Below are 17,364 nucleotides of genomic sequence, written 5' to 3' on the forward strand. Positions count from 1 at the left end.
TCGTACCGATCGGGGCCATGTGCGCTGTCGTGCGTGGGTGACTCAGTAGGTGTGGAAGCCAGCCTTGGTCTTGCGACCGAGCTTGCCGTCGGCGACGACCTGCTCGAGCGACGCAGCCGGCTTCCAGCCCTCGTGACCGAACGCGCCGTGCAGCGTCTGCTGGATCGCCAGCGAGACGTCGTTGCCGACCACGTCGAGGAGCTCGAACGGCCCCATCGGGAGCTTGGTCTCCTTCATCGCCGTGTCGATCTGCTCCATCGACGCCGCGCCCGACTCCTGCAGCGTGATCGCGTCGTTCAGGTACGGGAACAGCAGCGCGTTGACGATGAAGCCCGCGCGGTCGCCGCACGAGACCGGGTGCTTGCCCGTCGCCAGGCACAGCGCGCGGACCGTCTCGTCGACGTCGGGATCGGTGGCGTCGGTCGTGACGACCTCGACCAGCTTCATGACCGGCGCGGGGTTGAAGAAGTGCATGCCGATGACGTCGGCCGGACGGCTCGTGGCATCGGCGCAGGCGCGGATGGACAGCGAGGACGTCGTCGTGGCCAGGATCGCGCCGGGCTTGCAGATGCGGTCCAGGTCGCGGAAGAGCTCGAGCTTGATGTCGAGATCCTCGGCGATCGCCTCGACGACGAGGTCGACGTCGGCCAGCGCCTCACGCTCGGTGGCTCCGGTCAGGCGGGCGAGGACCGCGTCCTTGCCTGCCTCGTCGAGCTTGCCCTTGGCGACGGCGCGGTCGAGGTTCTTCGTCACGTAGGCGACGACACCGTCGAGCTTCTCCTGCGAGCGGCCGACGTAGACGACGTCGTACCCGGCCTGGGCGAAGACCTGGGCGATGCCCGAGGCCATCGTGCCCGTGCCGACGACGCCGACCGAGCTGACCGGACGCTTGACCTGCGGGACGGCCGTGCCGTCCGCGCCCTCGCCGGTGAAGGCGGTGGACTGATCGGCGGCCTCGACCAGCGCGGGAGCCGGCTGGTGCAGCGGGTCGCCGGTGCGGGCGAACTGCTCGGACAGGCCGGCGACGACCGTCTTGGCGCCGAGGGCGTCGATCAGGGCCAACGGGCCGATCGGGTAGCCGCAACCGAAACGCATGCCCGCGTCGATGTCGGCAGCGGTCGCATAACCGTCGCCGAACATGGTGGCCGCGTGGTTGAGGTACGGGAAGAGCAGGGTGCGAGCGATCCGTCCACCCTCGTCATCGGCGTTGATGCGATCGACGATCTCTGCCATCAGAATCTCCTTGGAGGCTTGGCTCGTCGGTGCTGCTTCCCGGCGAGCGTTCGTGACAGGGTAGCGTGACACGACCGATGTTCTGATGGGAGTCTCATGTCCTCACGTCTCGTTGCGACAGCCGCCGCGACAGTCCTGCTCGTGGCCCTGGCCGGATGCGCCAACGACGAGCCCGCCACCCCCGCCGCTCCGACCACGGAGACGCCCAGCGCGACCGTCCCGTCGAACGATCCGCGGATGAATCTCGTGGGCTCCTGGCGTGCGGACGAGGCCAACTGGACCGTGCACTTCGCCGAGGACGGCACGTTCACCGAGGACTTCGAGGGCAACGTCGACTTCCGCCGCGGCACGTACCGCGTCGAGGATGAGATCGTCTTCCTCGAGGGTGACGACGGTGAGACGAGCGAGGGCGAGCTCTCGGGCGAGACCATCAACTTCAAGCTCGGGATGCTCGAGCGCCTGTGAGAATCGTCGTCGCCCGCTGCCAGGTCGACTACGCCGGCCGGCTGACGGCCCACCTGCCGTTGGCCCTGCGGGTCATCATGGTCAAGTCCGACGGCTCGGTGCTGATCCACGCCGACGGCGGCTCGTACAAGCCGCTCAACTGGATGAGCCCGCCGTGCACGCTGCGTGAGGGCGTCTCCGAGGACGGCGTCCCCGAGTGGACCGTCACGGCCAAGAAGACCGACGACACCCTGCGGATCCGCCTCGAGGAGGTCCTGCACGACTCCGAGCACGAGCTCGGCGTCGATCCGGGCCTGCAGAAGGACGGCGTCGAGAAGCACCTGCAGGAACTGCTGGCCGAGCACACCGCCGCCCTCGAGGAGGGCATGTCGCTGGTGCGCCGCGAGTACATGACCGCCATCGGGCCGGTCGACCTGCTGTGCCGCGACGCCTCCGGCGCGTCGGTGGCGGTCGAGATCAAGCGCCGGGGTGAGATCGACGGCGTCGAGCAGCTGACCCGCTACCTCGAGCTGATGAACCGCGACCCGAAGCTGCGCCCCGTGCGCGGCATCTTCGCCGCGCAGGAGATCAAGCCCCAGGCCCGCACGCTGGCCAAGGACCGCGGCATCGACTGCGTCATCGTCGACTACGACGAGTTGCGCGGCCTCGACGACCCGAGCCTGCGCCTGTTCTGAGGAGCAGGGCAGGTCCGCCACCGGATCCCAAGGAAGGATCGCGGTTCTGTCGGTTCGCGCGACTAGCATCCCTGAGCGTGAGACTGACATCTATGACCGGCGACGTCCTCGATCTGTCGATCGCCGGATATGAGTTCGACGCGACCACGCTCGGCGCCGACGCCGAGTGGGACGCGAACTGGCTGGTGGTAGCTGGCGAGGTGACGACCGCGGGCGAGACGTGGACGTTCCGCAACCCATGCCTGACGACCTGGGAGGCCAGAGAGCTCCTGGAGTTCCTGCGCGAAGCCAAGGTCGATGCCTCGGTCGAGTTCACCGAACCGAACCTGTCGTTCCACGTAACGGAGGCGACGGACGACACCGTGACCGTCGGTGCCTGCCTCCGCGCGGAAGCCGCGGCCGCGACTGCGACTCACGACGTTCGGTGGGGTTCTGGAACGTCCGTCTGGTTCCGTGTCTCCCGAGGCGGGCTGGACGAGGCGGCCACCGCTTGGGCGGCTGAGCTGGAGTGCTTCCCGCAGCGCTGAGTTCTCGATGGCCCGCGTCTTGAGACCATGGGCTGACGGCTCAGGTGATCTCGACACGACGTCTCGCTACGCTCGCCGCCGCTCGACCACCGGGGGCCGGCGGGGCGCGTGCACCCTCAGCGGCTGCAGATCCGCAGGTCGGCCCAGACGGCGCGATGGTCGGTGCCGTCGATGTCCTCGGTGCCCGAGCCCTTCACGCTCAGGCCACGCACCAGCACATGGTCGATGTCGGCGAAGGGCGGATAGGCACGATCCAGTGGCCAGGTCGACGTGGGCCACCAGCCGGCCGTGTCGTACATCCCGCGCTTGGCGTCGCGGAACGGCGCATGGGCGGACGAGGCGTTGAAGTCCCCCGCCATGACGAGCGGGCGGCCCCGGTTGGCGCGCTGCCACTGCCCCAGCTCCATCAGGCCCGTGCGCCAGTCCTGCAGCCAGTCATCGACCGGCGGCTTCGGGTGGACGCCCCGCACGAGCACCGGGGTGCCGCCGACGTCGACCGACATCGCCGGCTGCTGGAAGATCTCGGCCTCGCCGGCGGGCACGTCGACCCGGGTCGCGGGATACCGCGAGAGGATCACGGTGCCCTCGGTGTCGCGGCTCTCGGGGGTCTGCCCGCTGCGGTGGGTGAAGCGCCGGCCCGGTTCGGTCGCCGCCAGCTTCGCGATCATCGGCTCGGTGGCCTCCGGAACGACCAGGACGTCGATGTCGTGCCGCTGCACGGCGGCGGCGAGCTGGGCGACGTCCGCGTCGCCGTAGTGCGCGTTGAGGGCCATCACGGCCAGTCGGCCGTCACCGGCATCGCAGTCCGGGCGGTTGCTGACGTTGACGATGGTCACGAGGGCCACCGCGATCGCCACGAGGTTCGTGCCGCAGGCGAACCAGGCCCGCGTCACGAGGCTCGCGACGATCCCCACGACCGCGGCCGCGATCCAGACCTTGCCGAGCGCCTGGACGGCGGGGAGCCAGGACGGCTCGACCCGATCCACCCACGGCGTCGCCGCGAGGACCAGCAGGGCCACCGCGACGACGGCCAGGAGCAGCCGGACGACCCTCACGCGTCAGGCGCCCGCGATCGGCGGCGCGGTGGGGTCGGAGCCCTCACCGGTCTCCTCGCGCGCGATCCAGTCCTCGATGCGCTCGTAGTCGTGCTTGGAACGGGTGACCACGGCCAGCAGGTCGCTCATCTTGGCGACCTCCTCGACCTGCTCCTTGATGAACCACTGCATGAACTGGTCGGAGGCGAAGTCGTTGTCGTCCCGGGCGACCCGCGTGAGCTCGTTGATCTGGCTCGTGACGCGCTTCTCCTGGTCCAGGGCGACCTGGACCGGCTCGACGACGTCCGCGAAGTCCATCCGCGGGGCGGCGAGCGCGGGAATGACGATCGCCTGGTCCTGGTCGAGCAGGTACTGGATCATCATCATCGCGTGATCGCGCTCCTCGACGGCCTGGGCGTAGAACAGCGCAGCCATCTGCGGCATCGTCAGCGCGTCGTAGTAGGTCGCGATGCCCACGTACTGCTGGTGCGCACTGAACTCGTGCCCGATCTGGTCCTGCAGGGCCCTGACGAACTGCTCGGAAGCCATGTTCACTCCTTCGGCTAGGACAGCCTAACCTCGCGCTGTACCGTGGTTGTCGTGCCGAAGCCGCCGAAGAAGAAGTGCTGCGTCAGCAAGCCTCGCTGCAAGCGCTGCCCCATTCGCATGATGGCCGACGGCACGCTCCCGGACGGCTACACCGTCAAGAAGCGCAAGCTGGTCAAGGTCGGGGACAAGAAGAAGAACAAGAAGTCCTCCAAGTCCAAGACCAAGACCAAGCCGCTGGCGGCCTGACCTCTTCGACTGCTTCGATCACGGTCGAGCCTAGGGGTCCGAGGGCCCCCGTGCCACGAAGGACAGGCGTGCCTTCGCCCGTGTTGCGTCCTCAGACGGGCAGGTCGTTGGCCTTGCGGATCTCGTCGACGACGCGGCTCATGATGTCGGTCATGCCGAAGTCCTTGGGCGTGAAGACCGCGGCGATGCCGGCAGCCTCCAGCTTGCGGCCGTCGGAGTCCGGGATGATCCCGCCGACGATGACCGGCACGTTCGTCAGACCGGCGTCGGCCAGGCCCTTCTGGACATCCGGCACGAGCTCCATATGCGATCCGGACAGAATCGACAGGCCCACGACGTGAACGTCCTCGGCGACGGCGGCCGCGACGATCTGCTCGGGCGTCAGACGGATGCCCTGGTAGATCACCTCGAAACCGGCGTCACGGGCACGCACGGCGACCTGCTCGGCGCCGTTGGAGTGCCCGTCCAGGCCCGGCTTGCCGACCAGGAACCGCAGGCGTCCGCCCAGCTCCTCGCCGGTCTGGCGGACCTTCTCGCGGACAGCGGTCAACTCGGTTCCGGCCTCGGCCACGCCACTGACTCCTGACACGCCCGTGGGCGCTCGGTACTCGCCGAAGACCTCACGCAGGGCCCCGGCCCACTCCCCCACGGTCGCGCCGGCGCGCACGGCGTCCAGCGTGGCGGCCATGAGGTTCTGCTCGGTCTTGGCCTGCTGCTGCAGCGCCTCGAGCGCCGCGTCGACGGCCTGCTGGTCGCGCTCGCTGCGCCACTGCTGCACGTCGGCGATGGCGTTGGCCTCGGCCTGCGGATCGGCGACCATGATCGCCGCGTCGAGGTCGGCCGTCAGCGGGGACGGCTCGGTCTCGGTGTAGCAGTTCAGGCCGACGACCTTCATCTCGCCGGACTCGATCCGGGCGCGGCGCTCCGCGTGCGAGGTGACGAGCTCCTGCTTCATGTAGCCCGACACGACGGCCGCGACAGCGCCGCCCATCGCCTGGACGCGATCGATCTCGGCCTTGGCGCCCTCGACCAGCTCGTCGACCTTGGCCTCGATGACGTGCGAGCCCTCGAAGATGTCGCCGTACTCGAGCAGGTCCGACTCAAAGGCCAGCACCTGCTGCAGGCGCAGCGACCACTGCTGGTCCCACGGACGCGGCAGACCCAGCGCCTCGTTCCACGCCGGCAGCTGCACCGCGCGGGCGCGGGCGTCCTTGCTCAGCGTGACGCCCAGCATCTCCAGCACGATGCGCTGCACGTTGTTCTCGGGCTGCGCCTCGGTGAGACCGAGGGAGTTGACCTGCACGCCGTAGCGGAAGCGGCGCATCTTCGGGTCGGTGACGCCGTAGCGGTCGCGGGTGATCTCCTCCCACAGCCGGCCGAAGGCGCGCATCTTGCACATCTCCTCGACGAAGCGCACGCCGGCGTTGACGAAGAACGAGATGCGGCCGACGACCTGCTCGAACTGGTCGTCCGGCACCTGTCCGGAGTCCTTGACGGCGTCGAGCACCGCGATGGCGGTGCTCATCGCGAACGCGAGCTCCTGCACGGGCGTGGCGCCGGCCTCCTGCAGGTGGTAGCTGCAGATGTTCAGCGGGTTCCACTTCGGGATCGTCGACACCGTGTAGGCGATCATGTCGGTCGTCAGCCGCAGCGACGCCTCGGGCGGGAACACGTAGGTGCCCCGCGAGAGGTACTCCTTGATGATGTCGTTCTGCGTCGTGCCGGCCAGCGCGGCGGGCTCGACGCCCTGCTCCTCGGCGGCGACCTGGTACATGGCCAGCAGCCACATCGCCGTCGCGTTGATCGTCATCGAGGTGTTCATCTCCGACAGCGGGATGTCCTCGAACAGACGACGCATCGCACCGAGGTGCGGGATCGGCACACCGACCTTGCCGACCTCACCGCGCGACAGCACGTGGTCCGGGTCGTACCCGGTCTGGGTCGGCAGGTCGAACGCGACCGACAGACCGGTCTGACCCTTCGCGAGATTGCGCCGGTAGAGCGCGTTGGACTCGGCGGCGGAACTGTGGCCGGCGTAGGTTCGCATCACCCACGGGCGATCAGGCTGCACTGACATGGGCCTAGGGTACCGCCGGGTAGCCCCGCGTGAGCGTGGGCCACCTCACGCCGGACAGGGACCCCGAGATCAGGCCCCGGTGCGGTCTCCGCCGGGCACCCAGAGCACGTCTCCACGCTCACGATTGGCGTAGCGCCCGAGGATGAACAGCAGGTCGCTCAGGCGGTTGAGGTACTTCGCCACGAGCACGTTCACGGTGTCGCCGTGCTGCTCGATCGCGGCCCAGGCGGCGCGCTCGGCGCGGCGGACCACGGTGCGCGCGACGTGCAGTTGCGAGGCGGCCATCGTGCCGCCGGGAAGGATGAACGAGTCGAGCGGGGGAACGTCCTCGTTGAACCGGTCGCACCACTGCTCGAGCCGCTCGACGTAGTCGGGCTCGACGCGCAGGGGCGGGTACTTCGGTTCGTCGACGACGGGGTTGCCCACGTCCGAGCCCAGATCGAAGAGATCGTTCTGGACATGGGTCAACACCGCCGTGACATCCGCATCCAGCTCGCCCGTGGCCAGGGCCACGCCGATCTGGCTGTTGGCCTCGTCGACGTCCGCGTAGACCACCAGTCGCAGGTCGTTCTTGGACGTGCGCGAGAAATCGACGAGATTCGTCGTTCCGTCGTCGCCGGTGCGGGTGTAGATCTTCGTCAGGTGAACCATGGGCTCACCCTAGGGGCGGGACGCCCCGTGGGTCACATCCAGTCGATACCGAGGGTGCGGATCTTCACCGAGGAGGTGTCGTCCGCCTGGGCGGGCGAGGCGGCGACGCCGGCGGCGACGGTCAGGGCGAGCAGCGTGGCAGCAATGATCTTCTTCATGTGACCAAGTGTGGCCGTTCGCCGGGACGGCGGCAACCGAAACGGCCAGATCCGGCCCCTTGGTTCACAGGACGTTGTTGACGCCGCGCCCCGGCGGCGAGGACTCGAGCCACGACAGCAGCCCGGTCAGGGAATTGGGGCTCAGGGCGAACTGCTCGATGCCCTCGGCGTTCTCGGTGCGGACGACGATGTGGCCGTCGTGCAACGCGTACTCCTCGGCCCCGACCGGATCCCGGCGCCCCTCGATCAGGACCTGCCCGCGGACGAAGCGATACCGCGGCTTGGGCGAGAGGGAGAACGTGCGGTACCAGTCGATGCGGTCGTCGCCATAGACCGCGACGCCGAGCATCCAGCCTGCGGCTGAATGCTCGGCGCCTCGATTGACGCTCAATTCGAACGTGACACCCTTACGGGCGATCCACCGCCGCCTGGCGATGATCGCGCCCACGAGGAGCACGCCCAGCACGACGATGATCGCGAGGGAGTCGACCAGCCACATCCACAGCGGCATGACTCACTCCCTCGCGATCACCATCAGGACGCCTTGCCGACCAGGCGCAGCTTCGCCTCGGCCCGACGCACGGCGAGCGCGTCGGAGGACGAACGGGCCTCGTCGAGCTCGGCCGTGACCGCCGACTCGTCGACCTCGTCGGCCAGGAAGATGTCCTCGGACAGGATGGACACCCGGTCCGCGGCGACGGACACGAAGCCCTCGCTGACGGCGGCCTCGATGACGTCACCATCGACCGGCTGGATCCTGACGACGCCGGGCACCAACAGCGACAGCAGCGGCGCGTGGCCGGGGAGCACGCCGAGGTCACCCTCGGACGTGCGCGCGACGACCTCACGGGCCTCGCCCGACCACACGACGCGGTCGGCGGCGACGAGCTCGATCTGCAGTGTCATGTCAGCGGGCCTCAGAGGTTCTTCTGGATGTCGGCCCACTTCTTGTCGACGTCGTCCAGACCGCCGCACATGAAGAACGCCTGCTCGGCCACGTGGTCGTAGTCGCCGTCACAGATCTTGGTGAAGGCGTCGATCGTCTCGTCGAGCGGGACGGTCGAACCCTCGATGCCCGTGAACTGCTTGGCCACGTAGGTGTTCTGCGAGAGGAAGCGCTGGATACGACGTGCGCGCGACACGATCGTCTTGTCCTCTTCGCTGAGCTCGTCGACACCGAGGATCGCGATGATGTCCTGGAGCTCCTGGTTGCGCTGCAGGATGCCCTTGACCCGGTTCGCCGTCGCGTAGTGATCGGCGGCGATGTAGCGGGGGTCGAGGATGCGCGACGTCGACGTCAGCGGGTCCACGGCCGGGTAGATGCCCAGCGACGCGATCTCGCGGCTCAGCTCGGTCGTGGCGTCCAGGTGCGCGAACGTCGTGGCCGGGGCCGGGTCGGTGTAGTCGTCGGCGGGAACGTAGATCGCCTGCATCGACGTGATCGAGTGACCACGCGTCGAGGTGATGCGCTCCTGCAGCACGCCCATCTCGTCGGCCAGCGTGGGCTGGTAGCCCACGGCCGAGGGGACGCGACCCAGCAGGGTCGAGACCTCGGAGCCGGCCTGCGTGAAGCGGAAGATGTTGTCGATGAACAGCAGCACGTCCTGGCCCTGGACGTCGCGGAAGTACTCCGCCATCGTCAGAGCGGACAGCGCCACGCGCAGACGCGCTCCCGGCGGCTCGTCCATCTGGCCGAAGACCAGCGCGACCTTGTCGAGGACGCCGGACTCCTCCATCTCGACGATGAGGTCGTTGCCCTCACGGGTGCGCTCGCCGACACCGGCGAACACCGACACGCCGTCGTGGTCCTTGGCGACGCGGGCGATCATCTCCTGGATCAGCACGGTCTTGCCGACGCCGGCGCCACCGAACAGGCCGATCTTGCCGCCGAGCACGTAGGGCGTCAGCAGGTCGATGACCTTGATGCCGGTCTGGAACATCTCGGTCTTGGACTCGAGCTGGTCGAAGGCCGGAGCCTTGCGGTGGATGCCCCAGCGCTCCTTGACCTCCCAGGTCTCACCCTCGGCCAGGTTCATGACCTGTCCGGTGGTGTTGAAGACCTTGCCCAGGGTCTGGTCGCCGACGGGAACCGAGATCGGCTCCCCCGTGTTGGTGACCGGCGTGCCGCGGACGACGCCGTCGGTGGGACGCAGGCTGATGGCGCGGACCATGCCGTCACCGATGTGCTGCGCCACCTCGAGGGTCAGCGTCTCCTTGGTGCCGGCGACCTCGGTGTCGACCAGCAGGGCGTTGTAGATCTCGGGCATCTGATCGGCCGGGAACTCGATGTCGAGCACCGGTCCGATGACGCGGGCGACCCGGCCGGTGACAGCGGCCTTGTCGGTGGTGGTCTCTTCGACGGTTGCAGTCATGGTGTCTTCCTCAATCGGACGCGGAGGCCTCGGCGAGCGCGTTCGCGCCACCCACGATCTCGCTGATTTCTTGGGTGATGCCGGCCTGGCGAGCCTGGTTCGCCAGTCGGGTGTACTTCTCGATCAGGTCCTGCGCGTTGTCGGTCGCGGACTTCATGGCCTTCTGACGAGCGGCCAGCTCCGAGGCGGCCGCCTGCAGCAGGCAGGAGTAGATGCGGCTGTAGAGGTACTTGGGCAGGACCGCCTCGAGGACCTCGGCGGCGCTGGGCTCGAACTCGTACAGCGGCAGAGCCTCGGCCTCGTCCGGAGCCTCCTCGCCCTCGACGATCTCGAGCGGGAACAGACGGATGGCCGTCGGCTCCTGCACCAGCATCGACTTGAACCGCGTGTAGACCACGTAGAGCTCATCGACGGCCTCGGCCGGATCGACCGCCTCCTCGGCGGTCTCGTCCCGCGCACCGCGGGCGATCAGCTCGTCGCCGATGACGCGAGCGTCGTCGTACGTCGGCTTGTCCGAGAAGCCCGTCCAGGACTTCTCAAACTCGCGCTGGCGGAAGTTGAAGTACTGCTCCGCCTTGCGGCCGGCGAGGAAGTACGTGACCTGCTTGCCCTCGCCACGGAGGCGCTCGGCCAGCTGCTCGGTCTCCTTGAGCACGCTCGACGCGTACGCACCGGCCAGACCGCGATCGCTGGCGATCACGAGGATCGCGGCGCGCTCGGCGTTCGGGTTCTCGGTGGTCAGCACGTGCTCGATGTTGGAGAACGTGGCCAGGGCCGAGACCGCACGCGTGAGTTCACGCGCGTACGGTCCGGCCGCGGCCGCATGCTGCTGAGCCTTGATGATCCGCGACGCGGCGATCAACTCCATCGCACGCGTGATCTTCTTGGTCGACTGCGTCGACCTGATCTTCGCGCGGTATTCGCGGAGTGAGACAGCCATCGTCAGCCTCGCTTCTGCCGGACGATCTGCTCCTGCTCGACCTCTTCGTCGGCCAGCGCGTCGAACTCCTCGTGCCCGGCCTTGATCGACTCACCCTCGCTCGTCTGGAACTGGTCCAGGAAGGAGTCGTAGGCACCGTCGAGAGCCTCGGCGCTGGAGTCCTCGAACTTGCCGCTCTCGCGGATCGCGTCCAGGACACCGGAGTGCGAGCGCTTGACGTAGTCCAGGAACTCCGCCTCGAAGCGGTGGACGTCCGAGACCGGAACCGCGTCGAGCTTGCCCGTCGTGGCGGCCCAGATCGAGACGACCTGCTGCTCCATCGGGAACGGGTTGTACTGGGCCTGCTTGAACAGCTCCATGAGGCGCTGACCACGGGCGAGCTGGGCCTTGGACGCGGCATCGAGGTCGGACGCGAACATCGCGAACGCCTCCATGGCGCGGTACTGGGCCAACTCGACCTTGAGCGAGCCGGTGACGGCCTTCATCGCCTTGGTCATCGCCGAGCCACCCACGCGCGACACCGAGATGCCGACGTCGACCGCGGGACGCTGGTTGGCGTTGAACAGGTCCGACTGCAGGAAGATCTGGCCATCGGTGATCGAGATGACGTTCGTCGGGATGTACGCCGAGACGTCGTTGGCCTTCGTCTCGATGATCGGCAGACCGGTCATCGAGCCCGCACCCAGTTCGTCGCTGAGCTTGGCGCAACGCTCGAGCAGCCGCGAGTGCAGGTAGAAGACGTCGCCCGGGTAGGCCTCGCGGCCCGGCGGACGGCGCAGCAGCAGGGACACGGCGCGGTACGCCTCGGCCTGCTTCGACAGGTCGTCGAAGATGATCAGAACGTGCTTGCCCGAGTACATCCAGTGCTGGCCGATGGCCGAGCCGGTGTACGGGGCGAGGTACTTGAAGCCGGCCGAGTCCGAGGCGGGAGCCGCGACGATGGTCGTGTACTCCAGCGCGCCGGCCTCCTCGAGGGCGCCACGGACCGACGCGATGGTCGAGCCCTTCTGGCCGATGCCCACGTAGATGCAGCGGACCTGCTTCGTCGGATCGCCCGACTCCCAGAATTCCTTCTGGTTGATGATCGTGTCGATCGCGATGGCGGTCTTGCCGGTCTGACGGTCACCGATGATCAGCTGACGCTGGCCACGGCCGACCGGGGTCAGCGAGTCGATCGCCTTCAGGCCGGTCATCAGCGGCTCGTGAACGCTCTTGCGCTGCATGACGTTCGGCGCCTGGAGCTCGAGCGCACGACGACCCTCGAGGCCCGTGATCTCGCCGAGGCCGTCGATCGGGTTGCCCAGCGGGTCGACGACGCGGCCGAGGTAGCCCTCGCCGACGGGGACCGAGAGGACCTCGCCCGTGCGCTTGACCTTCTGGCCCTCTTCGATGCCTTCGAAGTCACCGAGGATGACGACGCCGATCTGGCGGACGTCGAGGTTCAACGCGAGACCCAGGGTGCCGTCGTCGAACTCGAGCAGTTCGTTGGCCATCGCCGAGGGAAGACCCTCGACCTGCGCGATGCCGTCGGCCGCCGACGCCACGACGCCGACTTCTTCGGCCTCGCCCTGCGTCGGGGTGTAGTCCGACACGAACTTCTGCAACGCGTCGCGGATCTCCTCCGGACGAATCGAGAGTTCAGTCATGCTGTGTGCCTGCCTTCTTGTGCGAACGGTGCGTTCTGGTCAGCCTGCGATGCGCCGGCGGGCGGCCTCGAGGCGGGTGGACATGGTGGCGTCGACGACCTCGTCGCCCACGGAGACGGCGATGCCGCCGATGACGGACGGATCAACCACGGTGTTGAGTTGGATCGATCGGCCGTACCGCCGCGACAGTGCCGCGGTGAGCCGGTCGCGCTCGGCGTCATCGAGCTCGTACGCGACACGCGCCACGGCAACGAGACGATCCTCGCGCGCCGCGACCTGCCGGCTGAAGATGTCGAGGACCCGCTCGAAGGAGCCGGCCCGTGCCACCGCCGCCTGCGTCAGCAGGGCCAGCGTAGCGCTGGAGACCTTGCCGCCGAAGACGTCGCGCAACAGCGTGGTCTTGGCCTCGACCGGAACGGACCGGTCCGAGATGACCTGGCGCAGCTCGGCCTCGCCGTGGATGACCTGGCCGGCCTCGAAGAGCTCGTTCTCGAGCACGTCGCCCTGACCTGCCGCATCCGCGGACCGCGTGTACGCCGCGACACCGGCGATCTCCAGACCGTCGGTGAGGTCACGACCCGCTGCCCAGCGACCGGCGACGGCCGCATCGAGCACCGCGAGGGTGTCCGCGCCGACCTTTCCGCCGAAGATCCCGGCGACGAGCGAACGCTTGCCCTCGGTCTCGATCGACGGATCACTCAGGAGGCGACGTGCCGCGATGGCACCATCGAGGGCCGCGACGACGCCGAACAGATCGGCGCCGACCTGCGCCGCCGACGAACCCGGCACCGCGGAGACCGCGGACAGGGTCGCGTCGAGCGACTTGGCAGACGATCCACGCATCAGTTCGCCGACCCCTCGAGCTCGTCCATGAAGCGCTGAACGGAGCGACGCTGCGCATCGGTGTCGGCGAGGGTCTCACCGACGATCCGCGCCGCGAGCTCGGTGGCCATGCCGCCGACCTCGGACTTGAGCTGCGCGATCGCCTGCTGGCGTTCGGCGGCGATCTGCGCCTGAGCAGCCGACAGAATCCGCTGGGACTCCGCCTGGGCCTGCTCGCGCATCTCGACGACGATCTGGGCACCCTGCTCGCGCGCCTCCTCGCGGATGGCGGCGGCTTCGTGCCGTGCCTCGGCCAGCTGCGCCGTGTACTTCTCCAGCGCTGCCTGCGCCTCGTTCTGGGCCGCCTTCGCCTCCTCGATGCCGCCCTCGATCTCGGCGGTACGCGCGGCGTACGCCTTCTCGAAGTTGGGCACCACGTACTTCGTCATGAGCGCGACGAGCGCCACGAAGAAGATGAGTCCCCAGATGATCTCGGGGAGGTGCGGGATCAGCGGGTTGGGCTCTTCGCCCTCCGCCGCTGCCGCCAGGAGGATGGCCTTCATCAGATGGCGAACGCGAGCGCGATGCCGATGATCGCGAGAGCCTCAGCCAGAGCAAAGCCCAGAATGGCGATGGTCTGGAGACGACCCTGGACCTCGGGCTGACGGGCGACGCCGTTGATGTACGCGGCGAAGATCAGACCGACGGCAATACCGGGGCCCACGGTGGCGAGACCGTAGCCGAGCATGTTGAGGGAGCCTTCCACGGCTTGTCCTTTCATTGTGACGCGCATCGGCGTCGGTGGTGGTAACTCGTGAGGCTATGAAGTTGTCAGTTCGCGGACTCAGTGCTCGTCCGCGATCGCCCCGCCCACGTAGATCGCGGTCAACAGGGTGAAGACGTAGGCCTGCAGGAACATGATCAACACTTCCAGCACGCTGATGAGCAGGAACATCACGCCCGAGCCGAGGCCGGACAGGATGTGCAGACCGCCCTTGTCGAAGATCAGGTAGTGCGAGCCCATCGAGAACAGGATCAGGAGCAGGTGGCCGGCGAACATCGTGGCGAAGAGTCGCAGCGCCAGCGTGAGCGGGCGGACCAGGATGTTGGAGACGAACTCCAGCGGGATCAACAGCGCGAGCACCGGGCCCTTGATGCCCGACGGCACCGTCTGGAGCTTGAGGTAGCCGAAGAAGCCGTGCTTGCGGATGCCGGCGCCGTTGTAGAGGAGCCAGGCGCACAGCGCGAGCGCGACCGGGAAGCCGATCCGCGCCGGCGACGGGAACTGCAGCACCGGGACCAAGCCGTAGTAGTTGTTCGCCAGGATGAAGGTGAAGAAGGAGAACAGGATCGGCATGTACGGCTTGAACTGATCCGACCCGATGTTGTCCCGGGCGAGGCCACGGACGAAGCCGTAGACGTACTCACCGGCGAACTGCAGGCGTCCGGGGACGACGGCCGCGGGGCGGGCCGAGGCGGCGAAGAAGCCGGCGATCAGCACGACGGACAGAGCCAGCAGCAGCATGGGCTTGGTGACACCGAGCCCGGCGACCTCGAAGACGGCAGGAAGCTCGAAACTCGACGGTCCGGGGATGTACGGGCCATCACCCGAAGCGCGGAACTGGGACCCGGCGTTGAGCAGCGCGGTGTTGGTCACAGACCACCCTTTACATTCTGGCGCGGCCGGCAGCGCGAGCGCTGGTACCGCTTCGGTCGACGTCGTGGTGCGCATCTGGTGCGCGGGCTGCGAGGGCACGTGACCGCCGCAGCGAGTACGAGATTATCAGGCGTCCGGGTGACCTCGGTCATCGAGGTCGTAGATCGCGTGACGAACCCGCAGATCGGCGATCACGAGCCACGTCACAGCCACCAGCGAGCCGCCGATGAGCGTCGCCGTGAACCACCCGTCGTCGAGGTGACGGCCGGGCCCCTCGGGGTCCAGCAGCACCACCACGACGACGCCCAGCGCCAGCACCTTCGTGCCGTAGAACAGCAACGCCGCCGCCAAGGACGCGCCCGGAAGGTACTGGGCGATCGGGCCCAGCACCACCTGGGTCGAGCCGAAGAAGACCACGACGATGACTGCGGCGACGGCCGCGGCCACGGCTGCGTCCTGTCCCCCGATCAGCGCGGCCACGACGGTCCAGGCGGCGACGGCCAGCACGACCGGGACGATCCCGCTCCTGCGCTTCACGTCCACAGTCGCGACTCCAGCTTCGGGAGGAGGAAGATGGCCGCCGCGACGAGCGCGGTCAGCACGGCGATGGCGACGAAGAGCTGCCAGCCGCTGAACAGGCCGATCGCCACGACGCCGAAGGCCACGAGGGCCGCCGCCGCGTACATCAGCAGCACGGCACGACGGTGCGAGTGGCCGATCTCGAGCAGGCGGTGGTGGATGTGCATCTTGTCGGGGCTGAACGGCGAGCGGCCCGCCCGCGTGCGGCGCAGGACGGCCAGGCCCATGTCCAGGAACGGGACCGTCAGGATCGCGAACGGCAGGACGAGCGGCAGTATCGCCGCCGGCAACAGGCTCGAGTCGGCGCCGCCGATCCCCTCCGAGAGGCTCGTGGCCGGGAACTGGCCCGTGAGGCTGATCGAGGAGCAGGCCAGGACGAAGCCCAGCAGCATCGACCCCGAGTCGCCGATGAACATCCGGGCCGGGAAGAAGTTGTGCGGCAGGATCCCCAGGCAGGCGCCCGCCAGGCTGATGGTCAGGATCGCCGCCGCGACCGCACGGGTCTCGCCGTTCTCGACCGCGAGGACGAAGGCGTAGACGAAGAAGGCGATCGAGCCGATGGCGGCCATGCCCGCGGCCAGCCCGTCGAGCCCGTCGACGAAGTTCATCGCGTTGGCGGTGGCCACGATCAGGAAGACGGTCAGGATCATCGCCTGGGCCTGGTCGAGCCCCAGGTAGGTGTTGGGCAGCGGCAGGTAGACGAAGTTCAGGCCCATCGCCACGGTGATGACGCCGGCCAGCACCTGTCCCGCGAACTTGCTGAGCGCATCGAGTTCGAAGAGATCGTCGATCACGCCGACCAGACAGATCACGAAACCGCCCACGAGGACGGCACGCAGGTCGGCGAACAGCGACTCGTCGCCGCCGGACAGGAACGGCAGGTTGGTGGCGGTCAGATAGGCCGCGACCAGGCCGCCGAGCATCGCGGGTCCACCGAAGTAGGGCGTCGGGATGGCGTGCACGTCGCGGTCGCGGACCTTCGCGACGGCGCCGAACTGCTGGGCACTCTGGCGCGCGAGCGACGACAGCAGGTACGCCACGCCGATCGCGACGCCGAAGACGACGAGGTACTCACGCACCGGCTCCACCGCCGGCGGGCTCGATCGTGTTGTTGTAGGTGTGCAGCGTGGCCAGATCGACCGCACCCTGACGCAACACCCGCGGCACGGGTCCGGTCACGTCCAGGATCGTCGAGGGCGTGGCGCCGGCGGTGGGCCCGCCGTCGAGGTAGACCCGGACGCTCTCGCCGAGCATCGCCTCCGCCTCGTCGACCGACGTCGCCGCCGGCTGTCCGCTGAGGTTGGCGCTGCTGACGGCACTGGGTCCGGCCTGGCGCAGGACGGCACGCGTGCGGTCGTCGTCGGGCACGCGGACGGCGACGGTCCCGTGGGTCTCCCCCAGGTCCCACGTGAGCGACGGCTGCGCGCGGAAGACCACGGTGAGCGGACCGGGCCACAGGTCGTCCAGCATGGTCTGGAGCCAGAGAGGCGGGCGCTCGGCGACGAGCGCGTCGAGGGTGGCCGGCTCCGCGATCAGGACCGGAGGCGGCATGTCGCGCCCACGTCCCTTGGCACGCAGCAGGCGGGCGACGGCGGTCGCGTCGAACGCGTCGGCGGCGATCCCGTAGACGGTGTCCGTCGGCAGGACCACCAGCTCACCATCACGCAGGGCCGCCACGGCGGCGGTGACGCCGGCGTCGAGCTCGGTCGCGCAGTCGAACCTCATGCTTCCAAG

The 17,364-nt window shown here is 68.4% G+C and carries 22 protein-coding genes; 4 read left to right on the forward strand and 18 right to left on the reverse strand.

Annotated features, from left to right (window positions below; translation table 11 throughout):
* Nucleotides 1-42: 42 nt before the first annotated feature.
* Nucleotides 43-1,233 (reverse strand): 3-hydroxyacyl-CoA dehydrogenase family protein, encoded by a 1,191-nt coding sequence (locus tag NP095_RS10560; protein WP_232418974.1) that lies wholly within the window; start codon nt 1,231-1,233, stop codon nt 43-45.
* A gap of 96 nt (nt 1,234-1,329) precedes the next feature.
* On the opposite strand from NP095_RS10560, the gene NP095_RS10565 reads away from it, so the two are divergent.
* The 3 genes from NP095_RS10565 to NP095_RS10575 all read left to right on the forward strand — a co-directional run bounded on the left by NP095_RS10565 (nt 1,330) and on the right by NP095_RS10575 (nt 2,899).
* Nucleotides 1,330-1,698, forward strand: coding sequence for a hypothetical protein (locus tag NP095_RS10565; RefSeq protein WP_232418971.1), 369 nt, complete (start codon nt 1,330-1,332; stop codon nt 1,696-1,698).
* The gene (nucS, locus tag NP095_RS10570) at nt 1,695-2,372 is read left to right on the forward strand and encodes an endonuclease NucS (RefSeq protein ID WP_232418969.1); all 678 of its coding nucleotides are present in this window, start codon (nt 1,695-1,697) and stop codon (nt 2,370-2,372) included. The genes NP095_RS10565 and nucS overlap by 4 nt, the downstream gene beginning before the upstream one ends.
* Nucleotides 2,373-2,464: 92 nt before the next feature.
* Complete coding sequence (locus NP095_RS10575) at nt 2,465-2,899, forward strand: WapI family immunity protein (protein WP_232418967.1); 435 nt, start codon at nt 2,465-2,467, stop codon at nt 2,897-2,899.
* 116 nt (nt 2,900-3,015) lie between these two features.
* On the opposite strand, the gene NP095_RS10580 is transcribed toward NP095_RS10575, so the two are convergent.
* Together NP095_RS10580 and NP095_RS10585 are read right to left on the reverse strand one after the other, a co-directional pair.
* Nucleotides 3,016-3,954, reverse strand: a complete 939-nt coding sequence (locus NP095_RS10580; RefSeq protein WP_232418965.1) for an endonuclease/exonuclease/phosphatase family protein — start codon at nt 3,952-3,954, stop codon at nt 3,016-3,018.
* A 3-nt stretch (nt 3,955-3,957) separates the two neighbouring features.
* Nucleotides 3,958-4,482, reverse strand: coding sequence for a ferritin (locus tag NP095_RS10585; RefSeq protein ID WP_232418963.1), 525 nt, complete (start codon nt 4,480-4,482; stop codon nt 3,958-3,960).
* Nucleotides 4,483-4,533: 51 nt separating this feature from the next.
* On the opposite strand from NP095_RS10585, the gene NP095_RS10590 reads away from it, so the two are divergent.
* On the forward strand, nt 4,534-4,728 hold the full coding sequence (locus NP095_RS10590) for a hypothetical protein (protein WP_187411437.1): 195 nt from the start codon (nt 4,534-4,536) through the stop codon (nt 4,726-4,728).
* A 91-nt stretch (nt 4,729-4,819) separates the two neighbouring features.
* On the opposite strand, the gene NP095_RS10595 is transcribed toward NP095_RS10590, so the two are convergent.
* The 15 genes from NP095_RS10595 to NP095_RS10665 all read right to left on the reverse strand — a co-directional run bounded on the left by NP095_RS10595 (nt 4,820) and on the right by NP095_RS10665 (nt 17,355).
* Nucleotides 4,820-6,805, reverse strand: a complete 1,986-nt coding sequence (locus NP095_RS10595) for a protein meaA (protein ID WP_232418961.1) — start codon at nt 6,803-6,805, stop codon at nt 4,820-4,822.
* Between the two features lie 69 nt (nt 6,806-6,874).
* On the reverse strand, nt 6,875-7,456 hold the full coding sequence (locus NP095_RS10600) for a cob(I)yrinic acid a,c-diamide adenosyltransferase (RefSeq protein ID WP_232418959.1): 582 nt from the start codon (nt 7,454-7,456) through the stop codon (nt 6,875-6,877).
* A gap of 32 nt (nt 7,457-7,488) precedes the next feature.
* Nucleotides 7,489-7,614 (reverse strand): hypothetical protein, encoded by a 126-nt coding sequence (locus tag NP095_RS10605; protein WP_255669257.1) that lies wholly within the window; start codon nt 7,612-7,614, stop codon nt 7,489-7,491.
* Between the two features lie 64 nt (nt 7,615-7,678).
* The gene (locus NP095_RS10610; RefSeq protein WP_232418954.1) at nt 7,679-8,125 is read right to left on the reverse strand and encodes a DUF2550 domain-containing protein; all 447 of its coding nucleotides are present in this window, start codon (nt 8,123-8,125) and stop codon (nt 7,679-7,681) included.
* A 23-nt stretch (nt 8,126-8,148) separates the two neighbouring features.
* Nucleotides 8,149-8,520 carry a F0F1 ATP synthase subunit epsilon gene (locus tag NP095_RS10615; protein ID WP_232418953.1) on the reverse strand — a complete coding sequence of 124 codons (372 nt, stop codon included), beginning with the start codon at nt 8,518-8,520 and terminating at the stop codon, nt 8,149-8,151.
* A gap of 11 nt (nt 8,521-8,531) precedes the next feature.
* Nucleotides 8,532-9,986, reverse strand: a complete 1,455-nt coding sequence (atpD, locus tag NP095_RS10620; RefSeq protein ID WP_154596953.1) for a F0F1 ATP synthase subunit beta — start codon at nt 9,984-9,986, stop codon at nt 8,532-8,534.
* Between the two features lie 10 nt (nt 9,987-9,996).
* Entirely contained in the window at nt 9,997-10,926 is a 930-nt protein-coding gene (locus tag NP095_RS10625; protein WP_232418951.1) for a F0F1 ATP synthase subunit gamma, read from the reverse strand.
* 2 nt (nt 10,927-10,928) lie between these two features.
* Nucleotides 10,929-12,572: a F0F1 ATP synthase subunit alpha gene (gene atpA / locus NP095_RS10630; RefSeq protein WP_232418949.1), complete on the reverse strand. Its 1,644-nt coding sequence runs from the start codon at nt 12,570-12,572 to the stop codon at nt 10,929-10,931.
* 39 nt (nt 12,573-12,611) lie between these two features.
* On the reverse strand, nt 12,612-13,415 hold the full coding sequence (locus tag NP095_RS10635; RefSeq protein ID WP_232418947.1) for a F0F1 ATP synthase subunit delta: 804 nt from the start codon (nt 13,413-13,415) through the stop codon (nt 12,612-12,614).
* The gene (locus NP095_RS10640) at nt 13,415-13,957 is read right to left on the reverse strand and encodes a F0F1 ATP synthase subunit B (protein WP_232418946.1); all 543 of its coding nucleotides are present in this window, start codon (nt 13,955-13,957) and stop codon (nt 13,415-13,417) included. The genes NP095_RS10635 and NP095_RS10640 overlap by 1 nt, the downstream gene beginning before the upstream one ends.
* On the reverse strand, nt 13,957-14,175 hold the full coding sequence (locus NP095_RS10645; RefSeq protein ID WP_154597178.1) for an ATP synthase subunit c family protein: 219 nt from the start codon (nt 14,173-14,175) through the stop codon (nt 13,957-13,959). The genes NP095_RS10640 and NP095_RS10645 overlap by 1 nt, the downstream gene beginning before the upstream one ends.
* Before the next feature lie 63 nt (nt 14,176-14,238).
* Nucleotides 14,239-15,051, reverse strand: coding sequence for a F0F1 ATP synthase subunit A (atpB, locus tag NP095_RS10650; RefSeq protein WP_232418944.1), 813 nt, complete (start codon nt 15,049-15,051; stop codon nt 14,239-14,241).
* A 126-nt stretch (nt 15,052-15,177) separates the two neighbouring features.
* Nucleotides 15,178-15,588, reverse strand: coding sequence for a hypothetical protein (locus tag NP095_RS10655; protein ID WP_232418942.1), 411 nt, complete (start codon nt 15,586-15,588; stop codon nt 15,178-15,180).
* The gene (locus tag NP095_RS10660; RefSeq protein WP_232418940.1) at nt 15,585-16,709 is read right to left on the reverse strand and encodes an MraY family glycosyltransferase; all 1,125 of its coding nucleotides are present in this window, start codon (nt 16,707-16,709) and stop codon (nt 15,585-15,587) included. Before NP095_RS10660 ends, NP095_RS10655 begins: the two co-directional genes overlap by 4 nt.
* A complete protein-coding gene (locus tag NP095_RS10665; protein ID WP_232418938.1) occupies nt 16,702-17,355 on the reverse strand; it encodes an L-threonylcarbamoyladenylate synthase in 654 nt (217 codons plus the stop codon). The genes NP095_RS10660 and NP095_RS10665 overlap by 8 nt, the downstream gene beginning before the upstream one ends.
* Nucleotides 17,356-17,364 lie beyond the last annotated feature (9 nt).

Source organism: Aeromicrobium duanguangcaii (genome assembly GCF_024508295.1).
GTDB lineage: Bacteria > Actinomycetota > Actinomycetes > Propionibacteriales > Nocardioidaceae > Aeromicrobium > Aeromicrobium duanguangcaii.

Coding starts and splice junctions, on each gene's coding strand:
- NP095_RS10645 (WP_154597178.1), bottom strand. CDS start 14,175: ATGAAAGGACAAGCCGTGGAAGGCTCCCTCAACATGCTCGGCTACGGT.
- NP095_RS10665 (WP_232418938.1), bottom strand. CDS start 17,355: ATGAGGTTCGACTGCGCGACCGAGCTCGACGCCGGCGTCACCGCCGCC.
- NP095_RS10640 (WP_232418946.1), bottom strand. CDS start 13,957: ATGAAGGCCATCCTCCTGGCGGCAGCGGCGGAGGGCGAAGAGCCCAAC.
- NP095_RS10610 (WP_232418954.1), bottom strand. CDS start 8,125: ATGCCGCTGTGGATGTGGCTGGTCGACTCCCTCGCGATCATCGTCGTG.
- NP095_RS10635 (WP_232418947.1), bottom strand. CDS start 13,415: ATGCGTGGATCGTCTGCCAAGTCGCTCGACGCGACCCTGTCCGCGGTC.
- NP095_RS10560 (WP_232418974.1), bottom strand. CDS start 1,233: ATGGCAGAGATCGTCGATCGCATCAACGCCGATGACGAGGGTGGACGG.
- NP095_RS10615 (WP_232418953.1), bottom strand. CDS start 8,520: ATGACACTGCAGATCGAGCTCGTCGCCGCCGACCGCGTCGTGTGGTCG.
- NP095_RS10625 (WP_232418951.1), bottom strand. CDS start 10,926: ATGGCTGTCTCACTCCGCGAATACCGCGCGAAGATCAGGTCGACGCAG.
- NP095_RS10605 (WP_255669257.1), bottom strand. CDS start 7,614: ATGAAGAAGATCATTGCTGCCACGCTGCTCGCCCTGACCGTCGCCGCC.
- NP095_RS10595 (WP_232418961.1), bottom strand. CDS start 6,805: ATGTCAGTGCAGCCTGATCGCCCGTGGGTGATGCGAACCTACGCCGGC.
- NP095_RS10600 (WP_232418959.1), bottom strand. CDS start 7,456: ATGGTTCACCTGACGAAGATCTACACCCGCACCGGCGACGACGGAACG.
- atpA (WP_232418949.1), bottom strand. CDS start 12,572: ATGACTGAACTCTCGATTCGTCCGGAGGAGATCCGCGACGCGTTGCAG.
- NP095_RS10575 (WP_232418967.1), top strand. CDS start 2,465: ATGACCGGCGACGTCCTCGATCTGTCGATCGCCGGATATGAGTTCGAC.
- NP095_RS10565 (WP_232418971.1), top strand. CDS start 1,330: ATGTCCTCACGTCTCGTTGCGACAGCCGCCGCGACAGTCCTGCTCGTG.
- atpD (WP_154596953.1), bottom strand. CDS start 9,986: ATGACTGCAACCGTCGAAGAGACCACCACCGACAAGGCCGCTGTCACC.
- NP095_RS10585 (WP_232418963.1), bottom strand. CDS start 4,482: ATGGCTTCCGAGCAGTTCGTCAGGGCCCTGCAGGACCAGATCGGGCAC.